The following is a 16,936-nucleotide window of genomic DNA, read 5'->3' on the forward strand; positions in this document are numbered from 1 at the left end:
ACTTAAACCACTATATTACGAAAACCAAAAAGGCCCGGTTCAATGAAGCGGGCCTTTTGATATCAAGACTCAATGTGAACTAAGAAGTGGTTAGTCAATTTTAAGCTCTTGAAGCATCGACTCTGGCAATGCCAGTTCGTCATTTTTGTTTACAGAGATACCTGCTGCAATAATGGCATTAGCGATCTCTTTAGCTTCATCCAAAGAGTGCATTGCCGCGGTGCCACATTGGTATTCGTTCAGTTCAGGGATCTTATTTTGATTCTCAACTTTCAGTACATCTTGCATTGCAGCCAACCATCCGTCAGCCACTTGCTGCTCTGTTGGTGTACCAATTAGGCTCATGTAGAAACCGGTACGACACCCCATCGGTGAGATATCGATAATCTCTACATCTGAACCGTTCAGTTGATTACGCATGAATCCAGCGTATAGGTGCTCTAGCGTATGGATACCTTTCTCAGATAGGATATCTTTGTTTGGCGCGGTAAAACGCAAGTCAAACACAGTGATGGTATCCCCTTTTGGGGTTTGCATTGTTTTCGCGACACGAACGGCTGGTGCGTTCATGCGTGTATGATCAACAGTGAAACTATCTAATAAAGGCATTACTATTCTCCATGACGGTTGGCTTTAGAAAAACCAACTTCGATTGTCTTCCAGTTCTTTGCGGCACTGTTTCAGTTGCCATCCATAATCTTTTGCTTGCTGTTCGACTTTACGAGCCACCTTAATCAAAGATGGTTTGCTTTTGTATGATTGACGCTTATAACCACCACGCCCTTCATGATAGGCCAGATATTGGTTATACGGGTCCCACAACGAGATACCAAGCTGACGACGAGTTTCGCTGGTATACCAACCAATGAACATCAATGAATCATCGAAATTGGTTCTTGACCCACCGTTATTGGTCGCTTTTTGAAAGTCTTCCCAAGCAGGGTCTTGCGCTTGCGCATACCCGTAGGCGCTACTTACCCGCCCCCAAGGGATAAAGCCAAGAAGGTAATCTTTGGGTGGGCGGGCATCGTGACGAAAGCTACTCTCTTGTTTCACAAAAGCCATCGCTACGTTAATCGGCGTGCCCCACTCTTCTTGCATATCCAATGCACCTTCATACCATGAAGAGTGCTCTCTGAATATACTGCACAGATTATCTTGCTGCTTAGGTGGCGGTGTTGCACAACCAACCAATAAACTGGAGACAACACCAACAGTCACCACCGGTGACCATTTACCACTTACATGAATAGGTTGACCTAATAAGGCTTGCTTCCTTTCCACCAAAGTCTCGCTATGCTTTTAAATACGAAAAGTAATCCGCTAAGAAGCTATCAAAATCTTGAGTGCTGGCTTCTTCACTTTGCTGTTGATCAATCACTGAACGTCGAACTTCGGCTTCCATCAACTCAGCTGAATACACTTTATATTGATGTGCTGTATGTTGTTGAGCGTAAGCACTTCCTAACGCGCAGCCTACTTTACCTAAGCCACCCAGTTTTTTTGTCTCTTCTAGCAACTGGCCAGAAATCGTTAACTCAGGGTTATCAATCCAAGATCCCAGCGTATCACAAGTTTCTTGGTATGCACGACCACCTTGCTCTGCATCCATCATTTCAGCGATAGAGCGTAGATCTTTAAATACACGCTTCGCCCAATCTTGCAGAGACAAGCGCTCGCCATGACAACCAATTTGAAGCTCTAGGCCAACTTGACGACCTTCTAAGATCACCTTGTTCCAGTTATCACGCCAGCATTCCAACTCACAGTTATCCATCTCCGCAGAGTCTGTTAACACGCTCCACGTTAAGAATAGATCGAGGAAGCGGACCTGTTGCTCATTAATACCAATTGAACTGAACGGGTTTACGTCTAAAGAACGAACTTCAATATATTCGACACCGCCACGCGCGAGTGCTTCTGATGGCTTCTCACCACTTTTCGCGACACGCTTAGGACGAATTGGCGCATAAAGCTCATTCTCGATTTGAAGAACGTTACTATTCAACTGACGGTATTCACCATCAACTTTAGTACCAATTTCGGCAAACTCTTCCGATGGTGTCCGAATCGCTTGGTTCAATCCGTCTAAGTACTGTTCTAGGCTATTAAAGCCAATTTTCAGCACACTTTGCGCACTGTTAGTATAGCCAAGATCGCTCAGACGTAGTGCTGTTGCATTGGGTAAATACAGCGTTTCGCCTATCTTTTCAAAAGGTAGCTTTGTCTCTCTTCCTTTGATGAAAGAAGGACATAGTGCAGGCGAAGCGCCGAAGAAATATGGGATTAACCAACCAAAACGGTAGTAATTACGAATCAAACCAAAGTAAGCATCGGACTTAGATTTACAACGCGCTTCTTCTGTTTGCTCTCCAAACAAGCTATCCCAAAAGCTATCTGGGAAAGAGAAGTTGAAGTGAACACCGGAAATAATCTGCATCAGACTACCGTAACGACGCTTTAAGCCTTCGCGATATAGCGTCTTCATCTTGCCATTATTAGAGGTGCCGTATTGAGCGAGCTGAATGTAATCTTCACTGCCTACGTAGCAAGGCATAGAAAGCGGCCACATCTTTTCGCCATCTAACTTGGTTTGTGTGAAATGGTGGATATCAGACAATTGATTCAAAAGCGTCGGAACGTCGTTAGAAACAGGCGTAATAAACTCCAGTAGCGACTCGGAAAAATCGGTCGTTACCCATCCGTTCATCAACGCAGATCCCAAAGCTTTTGGGTGCGGCCCAGTCGCAAGGTGCCCATCCTTCGTGTAGCGTAACGTTTCCCTTTCAACACCACGACCAAATTGAGAAAAGGTCTTAGGGTTGGTTGCAACTTGCTTTAGTCGCGCAGCAAAATCAGTCAAAATTCAGTTCACTTATCTTATATCGTTCTGATTAGAACTATCATAAATTAGGTTGGAGGAGAAAAATAGAGTCTTTTTCCTCCCCCTTTAATGTGTACTCTAACGAATGATTTCAAGCTCTTCTATTGGAATATCTAACTTTTCTAGTTGAGGACGAAGCGAAGTCGCGTCGCCAACCACTATTATTTGATAATCATTCGGGTCAAACCATTTCTTCGATAGCTCGTTTAAGGTATCTTTTGAAACCGTTTCAACTATCTGATTACGCTGTTGTAGGTAATTTTCATCAAGGCTCAATGCGACAATATTACTCAATAACCCAGCCTTTTGACTTGGCGTTTCGTATTTAAGTGCATCTTGTTGACCGACAGCAAGGCGCATAAATTTCACCTCTTCGTCAGTTAATCCACTTTGACTAAATTCATTCAGTTCATTAATGAACTCTTGAATCGATGGAACAGTCGCATTGGCTCTTACCTGCGCGCTAAAAACTACCGCACCCGTTTCACGAGTACTCGCGAAATAACCGCTTGCACCGTAAGTGTAAGCTTTGTCTTCACGTAGATTCTGGTTGATACGGCTATTGAAGTTACCGGCTAAGTTAAAGTTAGCCAGTTGGCTCAAGTACAATTCACCCGTCGCATCAAACGGCAGACCTTTACGCACCAAACGAACAATGCTTTGCGGCGCACCCGGTTTGTCAACTAAATACAGATGCTGCCCTGAAAGCTCTTTGACGATCTGTGGGCGCGTTAATGGGGCTGCATCGCCTTGCCACTGCTCAAAGAATTGTAGCTGTTTCCCCACCTCTTTCTTCGAGATGTCTCCCACAACAACAATATTGGCCCCTTCTGGTGTGTAATGTTGGCCATAGAATTTTTTCACGTCATCTAAGGTCAATTTCGACAGAGATTCCTGAGTTCCATCACTTGCGCGAGCAAAAACAGTGTCACCAAACAGTACCTCACGGGTAGCTTGAGAAGCCATCCAACTTGGTTGTTGGTGTTGATACACAACGCCTTCTAGCATCTGTTTCTTAACACGCTCGAAGTCTTGCTCATCAAACTTAGGCTCAAACAGAACCTCCTGCACGATCGCTAAGGTTTGAGGCAGGTTTTTCTCTAGCGTAGAAACTGAAATATTAGTGGTATAACTGCCCGCACTGATACTCACACTGCTGCCAAGCTTATCTAATGTTGCCTGTAGTTCTTCAACGGCTCGTTTTGTTGAACCTTCCTCCATCATCGAAGCGGTTAGGTTCGCAAGGCCTTCTTGACCTTGACGAACATAACGTTCGCCTGCTGGAAGTTGAATTTGTAGCTGTACTGTCGGCGTTTCACTGGTCACGGTACCAATCAAGTCCATACCATTCGCAAAGTACATGCGGTACAACTCAGGCATCGTCGCTTTAACACCAAAGGTCACTTCTGGCATTACGCTGCGATCAAAGGTATTTGGTGCTTTTCTGAAATCGAGCTGATCTTCAGTGACTTTGGCATATTCAGGTAACGTGCGAGTTGGAGTGGTGAATGTAGCTTCGCGAACCGCTAGCTCAAGTCGCTTCTTAGGTACGACACTGAGTGTCACCTTATGTTTACCCTCGATAAAGTCTTGATAAGCTTTACTTACGCTATCGGGAGTCACCGCGCGGATTTGATCCAGTTGTGATTCAATACGATCAGGCTGGCCATAGAAGGTTTGATTAGACGCGAGCTGTGAAACCTTACCTTTGACACTTTGCAGTGCAAAAACCGCATCCGCTTCTGCCATACCGGTGATCTGGTCCAAACGATCTTGTTGAACGCCCTCTTTCGAGAATTGCTCTAGAGTATCCATCAATTCTTTATTAAGAACCGTCAAATCGCCTTTTTCACCTGAGTTGCCCATTGCATACACGTACATGGTACAAGCAAGCTCAGCACAATCATGGAAAGATCCAGCGCTGACTGCTTTCTGTGTTTTAACCAAGTTTTGATACAGGTAACTGTTGGTGCCAGAACCTAACACGTTAGACAGTGCATTCAGTGAAGCTTGTGTCTCTTCACCGCGATACGTGGTTGGCCAACCGACTAGTACCATCGGCTGACGAATATTATCTTCTAAGGTAATGTACTTATCTTCTGTTAGCACGGCAGGTTGTTTATCTGCCGCCTTAACTTCTGGGCCTTGAGGGATAGGGCCAAAGTACTTGTTCACCCACTCTAGCGTGTCATCAACGTCGATATCACCACCAATCGTTAGCACAGCATTATTTGGGCCATACCAACGTAGGAAGAATGCCTTAAGGTCATTCACATCGACACGGTCTAGATCTTCCACATAACCGATTGGTTGCCATGAGTAAGGGTGACCTTCAGGGTAAAGCGCTTCACCCATGCGTTCCCACATCAAGCCATAAGGACGGTTTTCATAACTTTGAGCACGTTCGTTTTTAACCGTGCCTCTTTGAACTTCAAATTTCTTCTGAGAAACCGCATCCAATAAGAAACCCATTCGGTCTGATTCTAACCACAACATTTTCTCAAGTTGGTTAGATGGAACGGTTTCAAAGTAGTTGGTACGGTCACGGTTAGTGGTACCGTTTAACGAACCACCCGCTTCGGTAATGATCTTAAAGTGTTGCTGATCACCGACGTTCTCAGAGCCTTGAAACATCATGTGTTCAAAGAAGTGAGCAAAGCCCGACTTACCAATCTGCTCACGAGCAGAACCTACGTGATAGGTCACATCCACATGCACAAGAGGATCAGAATCATCCGGAGATAGAATAACGGTTAAGCCATTATCCAATTGATACTTGGTGTAAGGAATGACAACTTTGTCTTTAGAAGGCTTAACCTCCTCGACTAAAGTGACGCCTTCTGGCAATGAGGAAAAGAAGGATGTTGAGCTAGGTACATTGTAAGAACAGCCTGCGATGGCGATAAGAGAAAATGTACCAAGTAAAACCTTTTTCATAGGTTCTCCTTAGAAAAAACCGAAGTAGATAGCGGCAAGTAAGCTGTAGCGAGCGGCTTTGCCAATCGCTATCAAAATAACGCTAGGGATAAATTTCATTCTTAGCCAACCCGCCGCGAGACACAAAGGGTCACCAATAACGGGTAACCAACTGAATAACAGTGTCCAATAGCCATAGCGGCTCAGCCAAGCCATAGCCTTATGACCATGTTTTTCAGATTGAGTTCGATTAGGCAACCACAAACCAACCCAATAATTAGTAAGACCGCCAAAAGTATTGCCGAGTGTCGCCACTAGAATAATCGATGAGACAGAGAACTGTTCTAAACTCAATGCCGCAACAAGACTGGCTTCTGAACCGCCGGGCAGTAATGTGGCACTTAAGAAGCCACTGATGAAGAGTACCCAAAGCGCCGAGTCAGAAAACCACAGCGCTATGCTTTCAAAAAGAGAATTAAAGAACTCTAGCACTGCATATTAGCCTTCTTGCATTTTAAGTAGCACCTTGCCTCTGGTGTGTCCGGTTTCAACCTGAAGATGAGCCGATTGCACTTCGTCTAACGGATAGATACCTTGAACTTCTGTTTTAAGCAATCCGACACTGACCATGTAAAGCATGGTGTCCATTTGCTCAGGGTTTGGCTCCACCAACATGCCTGATGCAGTAAAACCTAATAATTTCGCTTTCTCGCAGATCAACTCTGCCGATAGAGTAGGAACAGTGACCACTCTCGCACCATCTTTCAGGCACTTCAACGCATCAAGCGCTGTATCGCCACCGACCAAATCAATCAGCACATCAACATCAGAAACTCGCTCTGAAGCTGGGGCAAATTTATAGTTGATGGCATGAGCGCCTAGCGTTGCAAGATAGTCGAGGTTAGATTCGCTGCAGGTCGTGTAAACCTCGGCTTTTGCTGCCACTGCAATTTGAACCGCAAGGTGACCAACGCCGCCCGCGCCCGCTAAGATAAGCACGCGATCGCCTTCCTTCACTTCGGCTTTATTGAGTGCTTGTGCTGCTGTTTGACTAGCAAGTGGTAATGCCGCAGCCGCTTCTAGGGTGACAGAATCAGGAACCACGCTAAGTGCCGCTTCTGAAACACATACATATTGGCTGTAACCGCCACCTTGCAGTGGGAAGCCAATAAAGCCTGCCACGTTATCACCAATAGTAAAACGTTCAGCCTGATCGCCTAGCGTGACAATTTGACCTGAAATATCGTATCCCGGCACCCAAGGAAGGTTGTCTTTGTTTTGTGCTGCTGCCCAACCAAGGCCAGCACGGGTTTTCACATCAATCGGATTAATGCCCGAAAAGGAAACTTTAACCACCACTTCTCCAGCCTTAGGCTCAGGAATCGCACTGGTTTGAATACTAAGGTTTTCGACGCCGCCGAATTGAGTAATCGCAATCTGTTTATTTTCCATTTCTACATTTCCTTGATTGATAAAAGCCCTGATGAGCAAGCACCCTAATTAATAAAAAGAAAGGGATGCGAAAGCATCCCTTTGACTATAAACCATTTAATAAGGCTAAGTTAACCGCTCATTCGTAAATTGACGACCAATTAACGTAACGATACATGACCTAAGTAATCCATTAACCGACTAGCGCTAATAGAATACCCGCCGCAACCGCACTACCCAGTACACCTGCCACGTTCGGGCCCATCGCATGCATCAACAAGAAGTTCTGAGGGTTTGCCTCAAGTCCAACCTTATTGACAACACGAGCCGCCATTGGAACCGCAGATACACCAGCTGCGCCAATTAATGGGTTGATGTCTTCTTTCGAGAAGCGATTTAGAACCTTCGCCATCAATACACCACCCGCCGTACCGATACTGAACGCGACCGCACCTAAACCTAGAATACCCAGAGTCTCTAAGTTCAAGAACGTATCTGCTTGAAGCTTAGAACCCACACCGAGACCAAGGAAAATAGTCACAACGTTAATCAGTTCGTTTTGGGCTGTTTTCGATAGACGATCCACCACACCCGCTTCACGCATTAAGTTACCTAGGCAAAACATACCTACGAGAGGCGTTGCTGAAGGTAAGAACAAAATCGTCATCAGTAGTACAGCAAGCGGGAAGAGGATCTTCTCTGCTTTGCTAACATGACGAAGTTGAGCCATCTTAATCTTACGCTCTTCAGGAGACGTTAACGCCTTCATGATTGGCGGCTGAATAATAGGAACCAATGCCATGTAGCTATACGCCGCTACTGCAATGGCACCTAAAAGATCAGGAGAAAGCTTACTCGCCAAGAAAATCGCTGTTGGGCCATCGGCGCCACCAATGATCGCAATGGAAGAAGCGTCGGCCATCGAGAATTCCATTCCTGGAACATAGTTCAGTAAGATCGCGCCAAATAGTGTTGCGAAAATACCAAACTGAGCCGCAGCCCCTAGCCACAGTGTTTTAGGGTTCGCAATCAACGCACCGAAGTCCGTCATTGCACCAACACCCATAAAGATCAGCAGTGGGAAAATACCCGTTTCAATACCAATATAATAAACGTAGTAAAGCAAACCACCTGGCTCAGTAAACCCAGCATTTGGAATGTTTGCTAATACAGCACCAAAACCAATAGGTAGTAGAAGTAACGGTTCAAATCCTTTACGAATTGCCAAAAACAACAATAAGCAACCAATCAACATCATACAGATCTGACCGAACTCAAAGTTCGCAATCCCTGTTTCAGACCATAAGGTCATCAATCCTTCCATGGTACTCCCTTACGCTAAGCTTAGTAGTGGAGCGCCTACAGTAACTGCATCGCCTTCTTTAACATTCAGTTCTTGAACGATACCACCACGAGCAGCACGAACTTCCGTTTCCATCTTCATTGCTTCTAGGATAAGCAGAACGTCGCCTTCAGCAACCTCAGCGCCCGCCTGAACGATGACTTTAAAGATGTTCCCCGCAAGTGGAGCTGGAACCGCTTCAGCATCAGAAGCGGCGACTGGTGCAGCCTGAACTGGTTTGGTTGATGGCGCGACTGATGTGAGTTCACCTTGTGGACCAACTTCGACATCATAAACTTGGCCATCCACCTTCACGCTGTAGCTTCCAATACCACCAGAAGCTTGTACAGGAGCAGCTACAACTGGAGCCTCTGTTTCTAGCGTTGGTGCAGGTTCAAATGCTTCAGGGTTACGACGATTCTTAAGGAACTTAAGACCAACTTGTGGAAACAATGCGTAAGTAAGCACATCATCAACCGTATCTTCAGCTAATGAAATACCGTCTGATTTTGCTTTTTCTAGAAGCTCTGTCGTTAGTATATCCATTTCTGATTTAATTAAATCAGCAGGGCGACAAGTAATTGGTTCTGAACCATCAAGGACTTTCGCTTGCAATTCAGCATCCACTTCCGCTGGTGCTTGGCCATATTCACCTTTCAGTAGACCTGCCGTCTCTTTAGTGATGCTCTTGTAGCGTTCACCCGTTAGCACGTTAATAACCGCTTGAGTACCGACAATCTGAGAAGTTGGTGTTACCAAAGGAATGTATCCAAGCTCTTTACGAACGCGAGGGATCTCTTCAAGTACTTCGTCCATACGATCGGCTGCGCCTTGCTCTTTAAGCTGACCTTCCATGTTGGTTAACATGCCGCCAGGAACCTGAGCAATCAAGATACGAGAATCCACACCTTTTAGCTGACCTTCCCATTTTGCGTACTTTTTACGTACATCACGGAAGTAAGCCGCGATGGGTTCGATCTGATCAAGCTTAAGATTGGTATCACGCTCTGTACCTTCTAACATCGCAACAACCGTTTCGGTTGGCGTATGACCGTAAGTACAACTCATTGAAGAAATAGCGGTGTCTAGAATATCAATACCCGCTTCAACGGCTTTAACCGCTGTTGCTGTCGATAGACCTGTTGTCGCGTGGCTATGCAACGCTAGAGGAACGTCACAAGAAGCTTTAATACGTGTAATCAGCTCTTCCGCTTCATAGGGTTTTAATAAACCTGACATATCTTTAATACATAATGAATGACAGCCTAGGTCCTCTAGGCGTTTAGCCAAATCAACCCAAGTATCTGAGTTGTGAACCGGACTGGTTGTGTAAGACAAGGTACCTTGAGCGTGACCACCAACATCAATCGTTGCTTTCACTGCTGTTTCAAAGTTACGTACGTCATTCATCGCATCAAAAATACGGAATACATCCATGCCGTTCTTATGGGCACGTTCAACAAATTTCTCTACTACATCATCCGCGTAGTGACGGTAACCCAATAAATTTTGACCACGCAGTAGCATCTGCATTGGTGTATTTGGCATCGCTTTTTTCAGCTCACGCAAACGCTCCCATGGATCTTCTCCTAGAAAACGGATACACGAATCAAACGTTGCGCCGCCCCAAGTCTCTAAAGACCAGTAACCGACTTTATCCAGCTCTGCCGCAATGGGCAGCATATCTTCGATACGCATACGAGTAGCAAATAGTGACTGGTGCGCGTCACGAAGTACCACATCTGTGATAGCTAGTGGTTTAGACATGCTCATAAACTCCTTTTTAATCCTTTAAATGCTACTTAGCAGTAGACGCACGGTATTGATGAACCGCGGCCGAAATTGCTGCCACAACTTGTGGACTAACAGCTGAAGGGTTTGATTGTGATTTTTGATTTTTTTTAGGTGCTGCGATCGGCTCTGGTACTTCTTCAGGTACCAGTTTTGACATCAACCGAACGAGGTAAACTAGAATAGTTAGGAAAATAAAGACAACGGACATCCCCGTTATCATTAGAGTCGCCGCATCTCCTAGCAGGCTTCCAATATTAGTCATGTTGCTTCCTTTCTTCGTCATCCTGACATACGTGCAGGATTTCAGCGAATAGTGATCCCGACCCATGGATTATCTCGATTGGTAAAAGTTTGTCAATTTTGTTTAAGGTTCTGTTACGGATAACGCACACATAGGGTTAATTATTCGCCGATCAGATCACATAAATCTGTCAAATACGTCATTTTTAGATATTTAAACTGTGACTTAAAAGAGGCTTTGCTAAGAATTGATATGGGAAAGGTAGAATAATAAAGAAGTACTCTATAATTACTTTAAATACAACAAGTTAAGTCATGGGTAAATTTAACATTATCGCAACAAAATTACGACAGATATAAAAAAAGCCTCGTATAAACGAGGCTTTTTTTAATAATGTGGCGCGCTCTGGAGGATTCGAACCTCCGACCGCCTGGTTCGTAGCCAGGTACTCTATCCAGCTGAGCTAAGAGCGCACGGTTTTAATATTAATTCATTGTTACTAACAACGTATCAATATAAGGATTTCATTCTCATAAGAGATAAATCCTAAATAGTGGCGCGTCCTGGAGGATTCGAACCTCCGACCGCCTGGTTCGTAGCCAGGTACTCTATCCAGCTGAGCTAAGGACGCACGGTTTTGATATTAAGTCTCGCTAAGCGATACATCAATATCAGGATTCTAATTTACATAAGAACCCCTAAATATTGGCGCGCTCTGGAGGATTCGAACCTCCGACCGCCTGGTTCGTAGCCAGGTACTCTATCCAGCTGAGCTAAGAGCGCACGGTTTTAGTATCAATTCACTGTAATCAGTAATTCAATACAAGGATTCCATTCTCATAAGAAAGAAGCCCTTAAATAGTGGCGCGCTCTGGAGGATTCGAACCTCCGACCGCCTGGTTCGTAGCCAGGTACTCTATCCAGCTGAGCTAAGAGCGCACGGTTTTAGTATCAATTCACCGTAATCAGTAATTCAATACAAGGATTTTCATTCTCGTAAGAAAGAAGCCCTTAATTAGTGGCGCGTCCTGGAGGATTCGAACCTCCGACCGCCTGGTTCGTAGCCAGGTACTCTATCCAGCTGAGCTAAGGACGCACGGTGTTCATTCACTTAGAATGAAGTTGTGAAATATATCACATTCTTCTTGCTACGAAGAAAAAAAAAGGCCATTGGCCTGTAATGAATGGCGGTGAGGGAGGGATTCGAACCCTCGATGCGGCTACAAACCACATACTCCCTTAGCAGGGGAGCGCCTTCGGCCACTCGGCCACCTCACCTAATTCATTATTCTCAAAACACTTACAAAGAAGAGTAAAGAGAATGGCGCGCTCTGGAGGATTCGAACCTCCGACCGCCTGGTTCGTAGCCAGGTACTCTATCCAGCTGAGCTAAGAGCGCACATTTATATTGTCTAACTTGCTAATTCTAGACTCGCAAGAAATGGCGGTGAGGGAGGGATTCGAACCCTCGATGCGGCTACAAACCACATACTCCCTTAGCAGGGGAGCGCCTTCGGCCTCTCGGCCACCTCACCGTCTTGCGGAGGCACATATTACGTTTTACCGAAAATATGTCAAACACTTTATTGAAAAAAATTGGACAAAAACACTCAACCGTTTGCTATTTAATCAAAGCGCTTGCAAATTAAACTTACAAGCTCTAGAAACCACTTTTTCCCTTAAAAATTAAGGCGAAAGATTAACAATAATAAACAGCCGAAAACAATTATCTAATTTATCCAGCAGCAAGTGCTACTGCTGTTTTCACCATACTATGGGATGCGATATTACGCCATAGGAGAAGTTAACAAATCTTGAGCTTTGGCAAACAAAACCCGATAAAGGGCCATGCTCAGTCATGTCTGTATTTCACAGTTTTATGACATGTTCGCTTCGCAGCATCAAAAAGCCTGTTATTAAACCCATTTTCATCCACACAATATTTCTCGCTCCCCAAGATCAAAAAAGGCTAGCGACAATGCTAGCCTCTTCTCTACGCAAAAAATATCAGTAGTTGCCAGGTGCAACGTTACCATTACCTTTTTCAGCTTGAATGCGCATGTAGATCTCTTCACGGTGAACAGATACTTCTTTAGGTGCGTTAACACCAATACGTACTTGGTTACCTTTCACGCCCAATACAGTAACTGTTACTTCATCACCAATCATCAGTGTTTCGCCAACGCGGCGAGTCAAAATTAGCATTCTTTGCTCCTTGAGTAATCTCTAAATTTATCTAGCTACGTGAGTATTATCCAACAAAAGTTATATTTTCGTAAGCTATCGATTGATTTTATTTAACCAAAATGCACTTCTTTTTTAAGATAACCCTGTGTTTCACGCGTAACGATGTATGCATTGTGTAATATGTTAGCAGCCATATCGACTTGCGTTGGTGATATCACCAAAGTTAAAGACTGCTGCTGCAATAAGTGATGCTGTACATCAATTTCGCCTTCAGACAACAATCCATGTGAACTGACCACAATTTCTCGTGTTCGGCTTCCTACCACAGTTAACAAACTAACTTGTTCACTATTACGGATTTGTGCAGCAAAAACTAGTTTTAATTTAGCACTTATGTCTTGTTTAATAATGAGTGCTGCTCGTTCTGTTTCCTCGATCACACTACAGACTTCGATCCCTAACAATTGACAATGAGAAATGAAAGACGGTAAATCTTCATTCAAACACTCAATCCGCTCCATATCTCTTTCAATCGCTATTCCAGTAATATCATTCAAACACTGGTTGCCCGTGATCAATGTACCCTCGCCTTTTTCAAAACTTGAAAGCACTCGCAATGGCACATTGTGTTGCCAGGCATACTGAACACACGGCAGGTGCAATACCTTAGCACCTCGACGAGCCATCTCTTCCATAGAAGGAAAATCTAATGTATCTAACTTTTGAGATTGCTTTACGACTCTAGGGTCACAAGAGTAAACACCATCAACATCGGTATAAATCTGGCACTCTTTCGCCTGCAGTGCGCCCGCTAGCGCTACCGCCGTAGTATCTGAACCGCCACGGCCTAATGTCGTGATATCACCTTTGGTATTGACGCCTTGAAAGCCTGCCACTATCACAATCTGGTTATCATCGAGCAGCGCTTGAATAGGAGCTGTATCAATATGCTCAATCGTCGCATTATTATGATTGGAATCGGTGTGTATCTTTGCTTGATAGCCAGTCATCGATGTCGCTTCATAACCTAACTTGTGCAACGTCATTGCCAATAAGGCCATGGAAACTTGTTCTCCAGCCGTTAACAGCACATCCAGTTCTCTAGCGTTGGGGACGCTATCAATTTGTGTGGCTAGGTTAACCAATCGATTTGTTTCACCTGACATAGCAGAAACGACAACAACGATCTGGTTACCTTCATTTTTCGCTTCAATGATTTTATCTGCTACATGATGGATGCGCTCTATCGAACCCACCGACGTTCCACCAAATTTCTGTACGATAAGAGGCATTTTCACCCGTCCTCACCTTCCCAAGACCGATATCTATATATGACAAAAAAACACATGCTTTGCGTCATAGCGAAGCAATAAAAAATGAACCAAGGAGTCTAACTTACTATTAGACTTCTTGGTTAATCTCAATCCGGCCTTTTACACACTTCCAATAGGCAAAATAAAAGATGCCCAATCATCTGATTGGGCATCTTTGTATCAATTACTTAAGCTTAAAGACGTTCTTCTAGCCAAGTGCGTACAGATTTAAGCGCTTCAGGTAGTGCTTCAACATCAGTACCGCCCGCTTGAGCCATATCTGGACGACCACCGCCTTTACCACCAACTTGCTCAGCAACCATCTTAACGAGGTCACCCGCTTTTACTTTGCCGATTAGGTCTTTGGTTACGCCCGCAATCAGGCCAACTTTACCTTCTGCTACGTTAGCAATCAGTATGATGCCGCTACCCACTTGGTTTTTCGCGTTATCAACCATAGTACGTAAGTTCTTGTTGTCTGCACCTTCAATGGCAGCAACCAGTACTTTAGTACCTGAGATCTCTTCCACTTTGCCCATGATGTTTGCGCCTTCAGCTGCAGCCATCTTTTCTTTAAGCAGTTGAATTTCTTTCTCTAGAGATTTCGCTTTCTTTGCTGCCTCAACAAGCTTCTCTTCGTAAGCGTTGTTCTGAGCCTCTACTGCATCTAAAGCAACCTCACCCGTTACCGCTTCGATACGACGAATACCAGCAGCGATTCCACCTTCAGAAGTAATCTTAAACAGACCGATATCGCCTGTGTTGCTCGCGTGAATACCACCACAAAGTTCTGTAGAAAAATCGCCCATAGACAGAACGCGAACTTCATCATCGTACTTCTCGCCAAACAGTGCCATTGCACCTTTTTCTTTCGCAGACTCGATATCCATGATGTTGGTTTCAATCACGTGGTTCTTACGAACTTGTGCGTTAACCAAGCGCTCAACTTCTTTAATCTGTGCTGGCGTTACCGCTTCAAGATTAGAGAAGTCAAAACGCAGGTTGTCTGGCTTAACTAAAGAACCTTTCTGAGCAACGTGTTCACCTAAAATTTCACGCAGGGCAGAGTGAAGCAAGTGAGTTGCAGAGTGGTTGAGTGCGATAGCTGCACGACGCTCGGCATCAACCGTTGCTTCTACTTTATCGCCTTTAGCAAGTACACCTTCAACTAGCTCACCGTGGTGTGCAAATGCGTTACCGAGCTTCTGAGTGTCTTGTACTTTGAATAGACCCGATGCCGTTTTTAGCGTACCCGCATCACCACATTGGCCGCCAGATTCAGCGTAGAATGGCGTCTCTTCAAGGATGATGATTGCTTTGTCGCCAGCTGATAGTGAAGATACTTCTTCGCCGTCAACGAATAGCGCAGAGATCTCACCTGAACCTTCAGTACCTGTGTAACCACAGAACTCAGTGTTGGTGTCTACTTTGATCGTCGCGTTGTAATCAGTGCCGAATTGGCCAGCTTCACGTGCACGCTGACGCTGTGCTTCCATCGCCTTCTCAAAGCCTTCTTCATCGATAGTAAAGTCGCGTTCACGAGCTACATCGTTAGTAAGGTCAGCTGGGAAGCCGTATGTATCGTAAAGTTTGAAAACGGTTTCGCCGTCAAGCTCTTTGCCTTCAAGTGCATCTAGTGCGTCATTAAGGATAACCATGCCACGCTCTAGAGTACGACCGAAGTTTTCTTCTTCGATGCGAAGTACTTTTTCAACAAGCTCTTGCTGCTTCTTAAGCTCATCAGCGGCAGAACCCATCACTTCAGCCAGTACACCCACAAGTTTGTGGAAGAACACACCTTGTGCGCCAAGCTTGTTACCGTGACGAACTGCACGACGAATAATACGACGTAGAACGTAGCCACGACCTTCGTTTGAAGGCATAACGCCATCAGCGATTAGGAATGAACAAGAACGAATGTGGTCAGCAATCACGCGCAGCGATTGGTTAGATAGATCATCATGACCAACAACTTCAGCTGTCGCTTTGATTAGCTTTTGGAATACATCAATTTCGTAGTTAGAGTGAACGCCCTGCATGATTGCAGAGATACGCTCAATACCCATGCCTGTATCTACAGCAGGCTTAGGTAGCGGTTCCATTGTACCGTCAGCGTGACGGTTGAACTGCATGAATACGTTGTTCCAGATCTCGATAAAACGGTCACCATCTTCTTCAGGTGTACCAGGACGACCGCCCCAGATGTGCTCACCGTGATCGTAGAAGATTTCAGTACATGGACCACAAGGACCCGTGTCACCCATTGTCCAGAAGTTATCAGACTCGAACTGTTTACCGCCTTCTTTGTCGCCGATGCGAACGATACGGTCAACAGGTACACCTACTTTCTTGTTCCAGATATCGAATGCTTCGTCATCTGTCTCGTATACCGTTACCAATAGACGCTCTTGTGGCAGTTGAAGAGTTTCAGTCAGGAATTCCCAAGCAAACGCAATCGCTTCTTCTTTGAAGTAATCACCAAAGCTGAAGTTGCCTAGCATTTCAAAGAATGTGTGGTGACGAGCCGTGAAACCTACGTTTTCAAGGTCATTGTGTTTACCACCCGCACGTACACAACGCTGAGCCGTAGTTGCTCGTGTGTAGGCACGTTTTTCGGCGCCTAGGAAGCAATCTTTGAATTGGTTCATACCTGCGTTAGTAAATAGCAGGGTTGGATCGTTATGTGGAACTAACGATGAACTGTCTACGATTTGGTGTTCTTTGCTCTCAAAGAACTTAAGGAACGCGTTGCGAACCTCATCAGTGCTCATGTACATGCAGCTCTTCCTGAAAATAGTCGAGTTAGAATTTTGCCGTATTGTAGATCA

At 44.9% G+C, this 16,936-nt stretch carries 12 protein-coding genes and 8 tRNA genes; all 20 read right to left on the reverse strand.

Features of this window, described 5'->3' with window-relative positions; all coding sequences use genetic code 11:
- Nucleotides 1-90: 90 nt before the first annotated feature.
- Nucleotides 91-609 carry an S-ribosylhomocysteine lyase gene (gene luxS / locus OCT63_RS13055; protein WP_017056597.1) on the reverse strand — a complete coding sequence of 173 codons (519 nt, stop codon included), beginning with the start codon at nt 607-609 and terminating at the stop codon, nt 91-93.
- Nucleotides 610-633: 24 nt separating this feature from the next.
- Nucleotides 634-1,284, reverse strand: coding sequence for a transglycosylase SLT domain-containing protein (locus OCT63_RS13060; protein ID WP_102507340.1), 651 nt, complete (start codon nt 1,282-1,284; stop codon nt 634-636).
- 10 nt (nt 1,285-1,294) lie between these two features.
- Nucleotides 1,295-2,863 (reverse strand): glutamate--cysteine ligase, encoded by a 1,569-nt coding sequence (gene gshA / locus OCT63_RS13065; protein WP_269983859.1) that lies wholly within the window; start codon nt 2,861-2,863, stop codon nt 1,295-1,297.
- 99 nt (nt 2,864-2,962) lie between these two features.
- Nucleotides 2,963-5,821, reverse strand: coding sequence for a M16 family metallopeptidase (locus OCT63_RS13070; RefSeq protein WP_269983860.1), 2,859 nt, complete (start codon nt 5,819-5,821; stop codon nt 2,963-2,965).
- Between the two features lie 9 nt (nt 5,822-5,830).
- Nucleotides 5,831-6,292: a YqaA family protein gene (locus OCT63_RS13075; protein ID WP_060468592.1), complete on the reverse strand. Its 462-nt coding sequence runs from the start codon at nt 6,290-6,292 to the stop codon at nt 5,831-5,833.
- Nucleotides 6,293-6,298: 6 nt separating this feature from the next.
- Nucleotides 6,299-7,252, reverse strand: a complete 954-nt coding sequence (locus OCT63_RS13080) for an NADP-dependent oxidoreductase (RefSeq protein WP_060468593.1) — start codon at nt 7,250-7,252, stop codon at nt 6,299-6,301.
- A gap of 172 nt (nt 7,253-7,424) precedes the next feature.
- Nucleotides 7,425-8,555, reverse strand: coding sequence for a sodium ion-translocating decarboxylase subunit beta (locus OCT63_RS13085; RefSeq protein WP_060468594.1), 1,131 nt, complete (start codon nt 8,553-8,555; stop codon nt 7,425-7,427).
- 9 nt (nt 8,556-8,564) lie between these two features.
- Nucleotides 8,565-10,340 (reverse strand): sodium-extruding oxaloacetate decarboxylase subunit alpha, encoded by a 1,776-nt coding sequence (oadA, locus tag OCT63_RS13090; RefSeq protein ID WP_060468595.1) that lies wholly within the window; start codon nt 10,338-10,340, stop codon nt 8,565-8,567.
- Nucleotides 10,341-10,371: 31 nt separating this feature from the next.
- Nucleotides 10,372-10,629 carry an oxaloacetate decarboxylase subunit gamma gene (locus OCT63_RS13095; RefSeq protein WP_017056589.1) on the reverse strand — a complete coding sequence of 86 codons (258 nt, stop codon included), beginning with the start codon at nt 10,627-10,629 and terminating at the stop codon, nt 10,372-10,374.
- A gap of 375 nt (nt 10,630-11,004) precedes the next feature.
- Nucleotides 11,005-11,081: transfer RNA gene (locus OCT63_RS13100), tRNA-Arg, on the reverse strand.
- Between the two features lie 81 nt (nt 11,082-11,162).
- Nucleotides 11,163-11,239: transfer RNA gene (locus OCT63_RS13105), tRNA-Arg, on the reverse strand.
- A 75-nt stretch (nt 11,240-11,314) separates the two neighbouring features.
- Nucleotides 11,315-11,391: transfer RNA gene (locus OCT63_RS13110), tRNA-Arg, on the reverse strand.
- A gap of 79 nt (nt 11,392-11,470) precedes the next feature.
- A tRNA-Arg gene (locus OCT63_RS13115) sits at nt 11,471-11,547 on the reverse strand.
- 80 nt (nt 11,548-11,627) lie between these two features.
- Nucleotides 11,628-11,704: transfer RNA gene (locus OCT63_RS13120), tRNA-Arg, on the reverse strand.
- Nucleotides 11,705-11,793: 89 nt separating this feature from the next.
- Nucleotides 11,794-11,886: transfer RNA gene (locus OCT63_RS13125), tRNA-Ser, on the reverse strand.
- Nucleotides 11,887-11,930: 44 nt separating this feature from the next.
- A tRNA-Arg gene (locus OCT63_RS13130) sits at nt 11,931-12,007 on the reverse strand.
- Between the two features lie 43 nt (nt 12,008-12,050).
- A tRNA-Ser gene (locus OCT63_RS13135) sits at nt 12,051-12,143 on the reverse strand.
- Nucleotides 12,144-12,615: 472 nt separating this feature from the next.
- Nucleotides 12,616-12,813: a carbon storage regulator CsrA gene (gene csrA / locus OCT63_RS13140; protein WP_009847619.1), complete on the reverse strand. Its 198-nt coding sequence runs from the start codon at nt 12,811-12,813 to the stop codon at nt 12,616-12,618.
- A gap of 92 nt (nt 12,814-12,905) precedes the next feature.
- Nucleotides 12,906-14,087, reverse strand: coding sequence for an aspartate kinase (locus OCT63_RS13145; protein WP_082710351.1), 1,182 nt, complete (start codon nt 14,085-14,087; stop codon nt 12,906-12,908).
- A 215-nt stretch (nt 14,088-14,302) separates the two neighbouring features.
- A complete protein-coding gene (gene alaS, locus OCT63_RS13150; protein ID WP_060468603.1) occupies nt 14,303-16,885 on the reverse strand; it encodes an alanine--tRNA ligase in 2,583 nt (860 codons plus the stop codon).
- Nucleotides 16,886-16,936 lie beyond the last annotated feature (51 nt).

Source organism: Vibrio sp. RW, from assembly GCF_027587105.1.
Taxonomy (GTDB): Bacteria; Pseudomonadota; Gammaproteobacteria; order Enterobacterales; family Vibrionaceae; genus Vibrio; species Vibrio toranzoniae.

Coding starts and splice junctions, on each gene's coding strand:
- luxS (WP_017056597.1), bottom strand. CDS start 609: ATGCCTTTATTAGATAGTTTCACTGTTGATCATACACGCATGAACGCA.
- OCT63_RS13070 (WP_269983860.1), bottom strand. CDS start 5,821: ATGAAAAAGGTTTTACTTGGTACATTTTCTCTTATCGCCATCGCAGGC.
- OCT63_RS13080 (WP_060468593.1), bottom strand. CDS start 7,252: ATGGAAAATAAACAGATTGCGATTACTCAATTCGGCGGCGTCGAAAAC.
- OCT63_RS13085 (WP_060468594.1), bottom strand. CDS start 8,555: ATGGAAGGATTGATGACCTTATGGTCTGAAACAGGGATTGCGAACTTT.
- oadA (WP_060468595.1), bottom strand. CDS start 10,340: ATGTCTAAACCACTAGCTATCACAGATGTGGTACTTCGTGACGCGCAC.
- OCT63_RS13095 (WP_017056589.1), bottom strand. CDS start 10,629: ATGACTAATATTGGAAGCCTGCTAGGAGATGCGGCGACTCTAATGATA.
- csrA (WP_009847619.1), bottom strand. CDS start 12,813: ATGCTAATTTTGACTCGCCGCGTTGGCGAAACACTGATGATTGGTGAT.
- OCT63_RS13145 (WP_082710351.1), bottom strand. CDS start 14,087: ATGCCTCTTATCGTACAGAAATTTGGTGGAACGTCGGTGGGTTCGATA.
- alaS (WP_060468603.1), bottom strand. CDS start 16,885: ATGTACATGAGCACTGATGAGGTTCGCAACGCGTTCCTTAAGTTCTTT.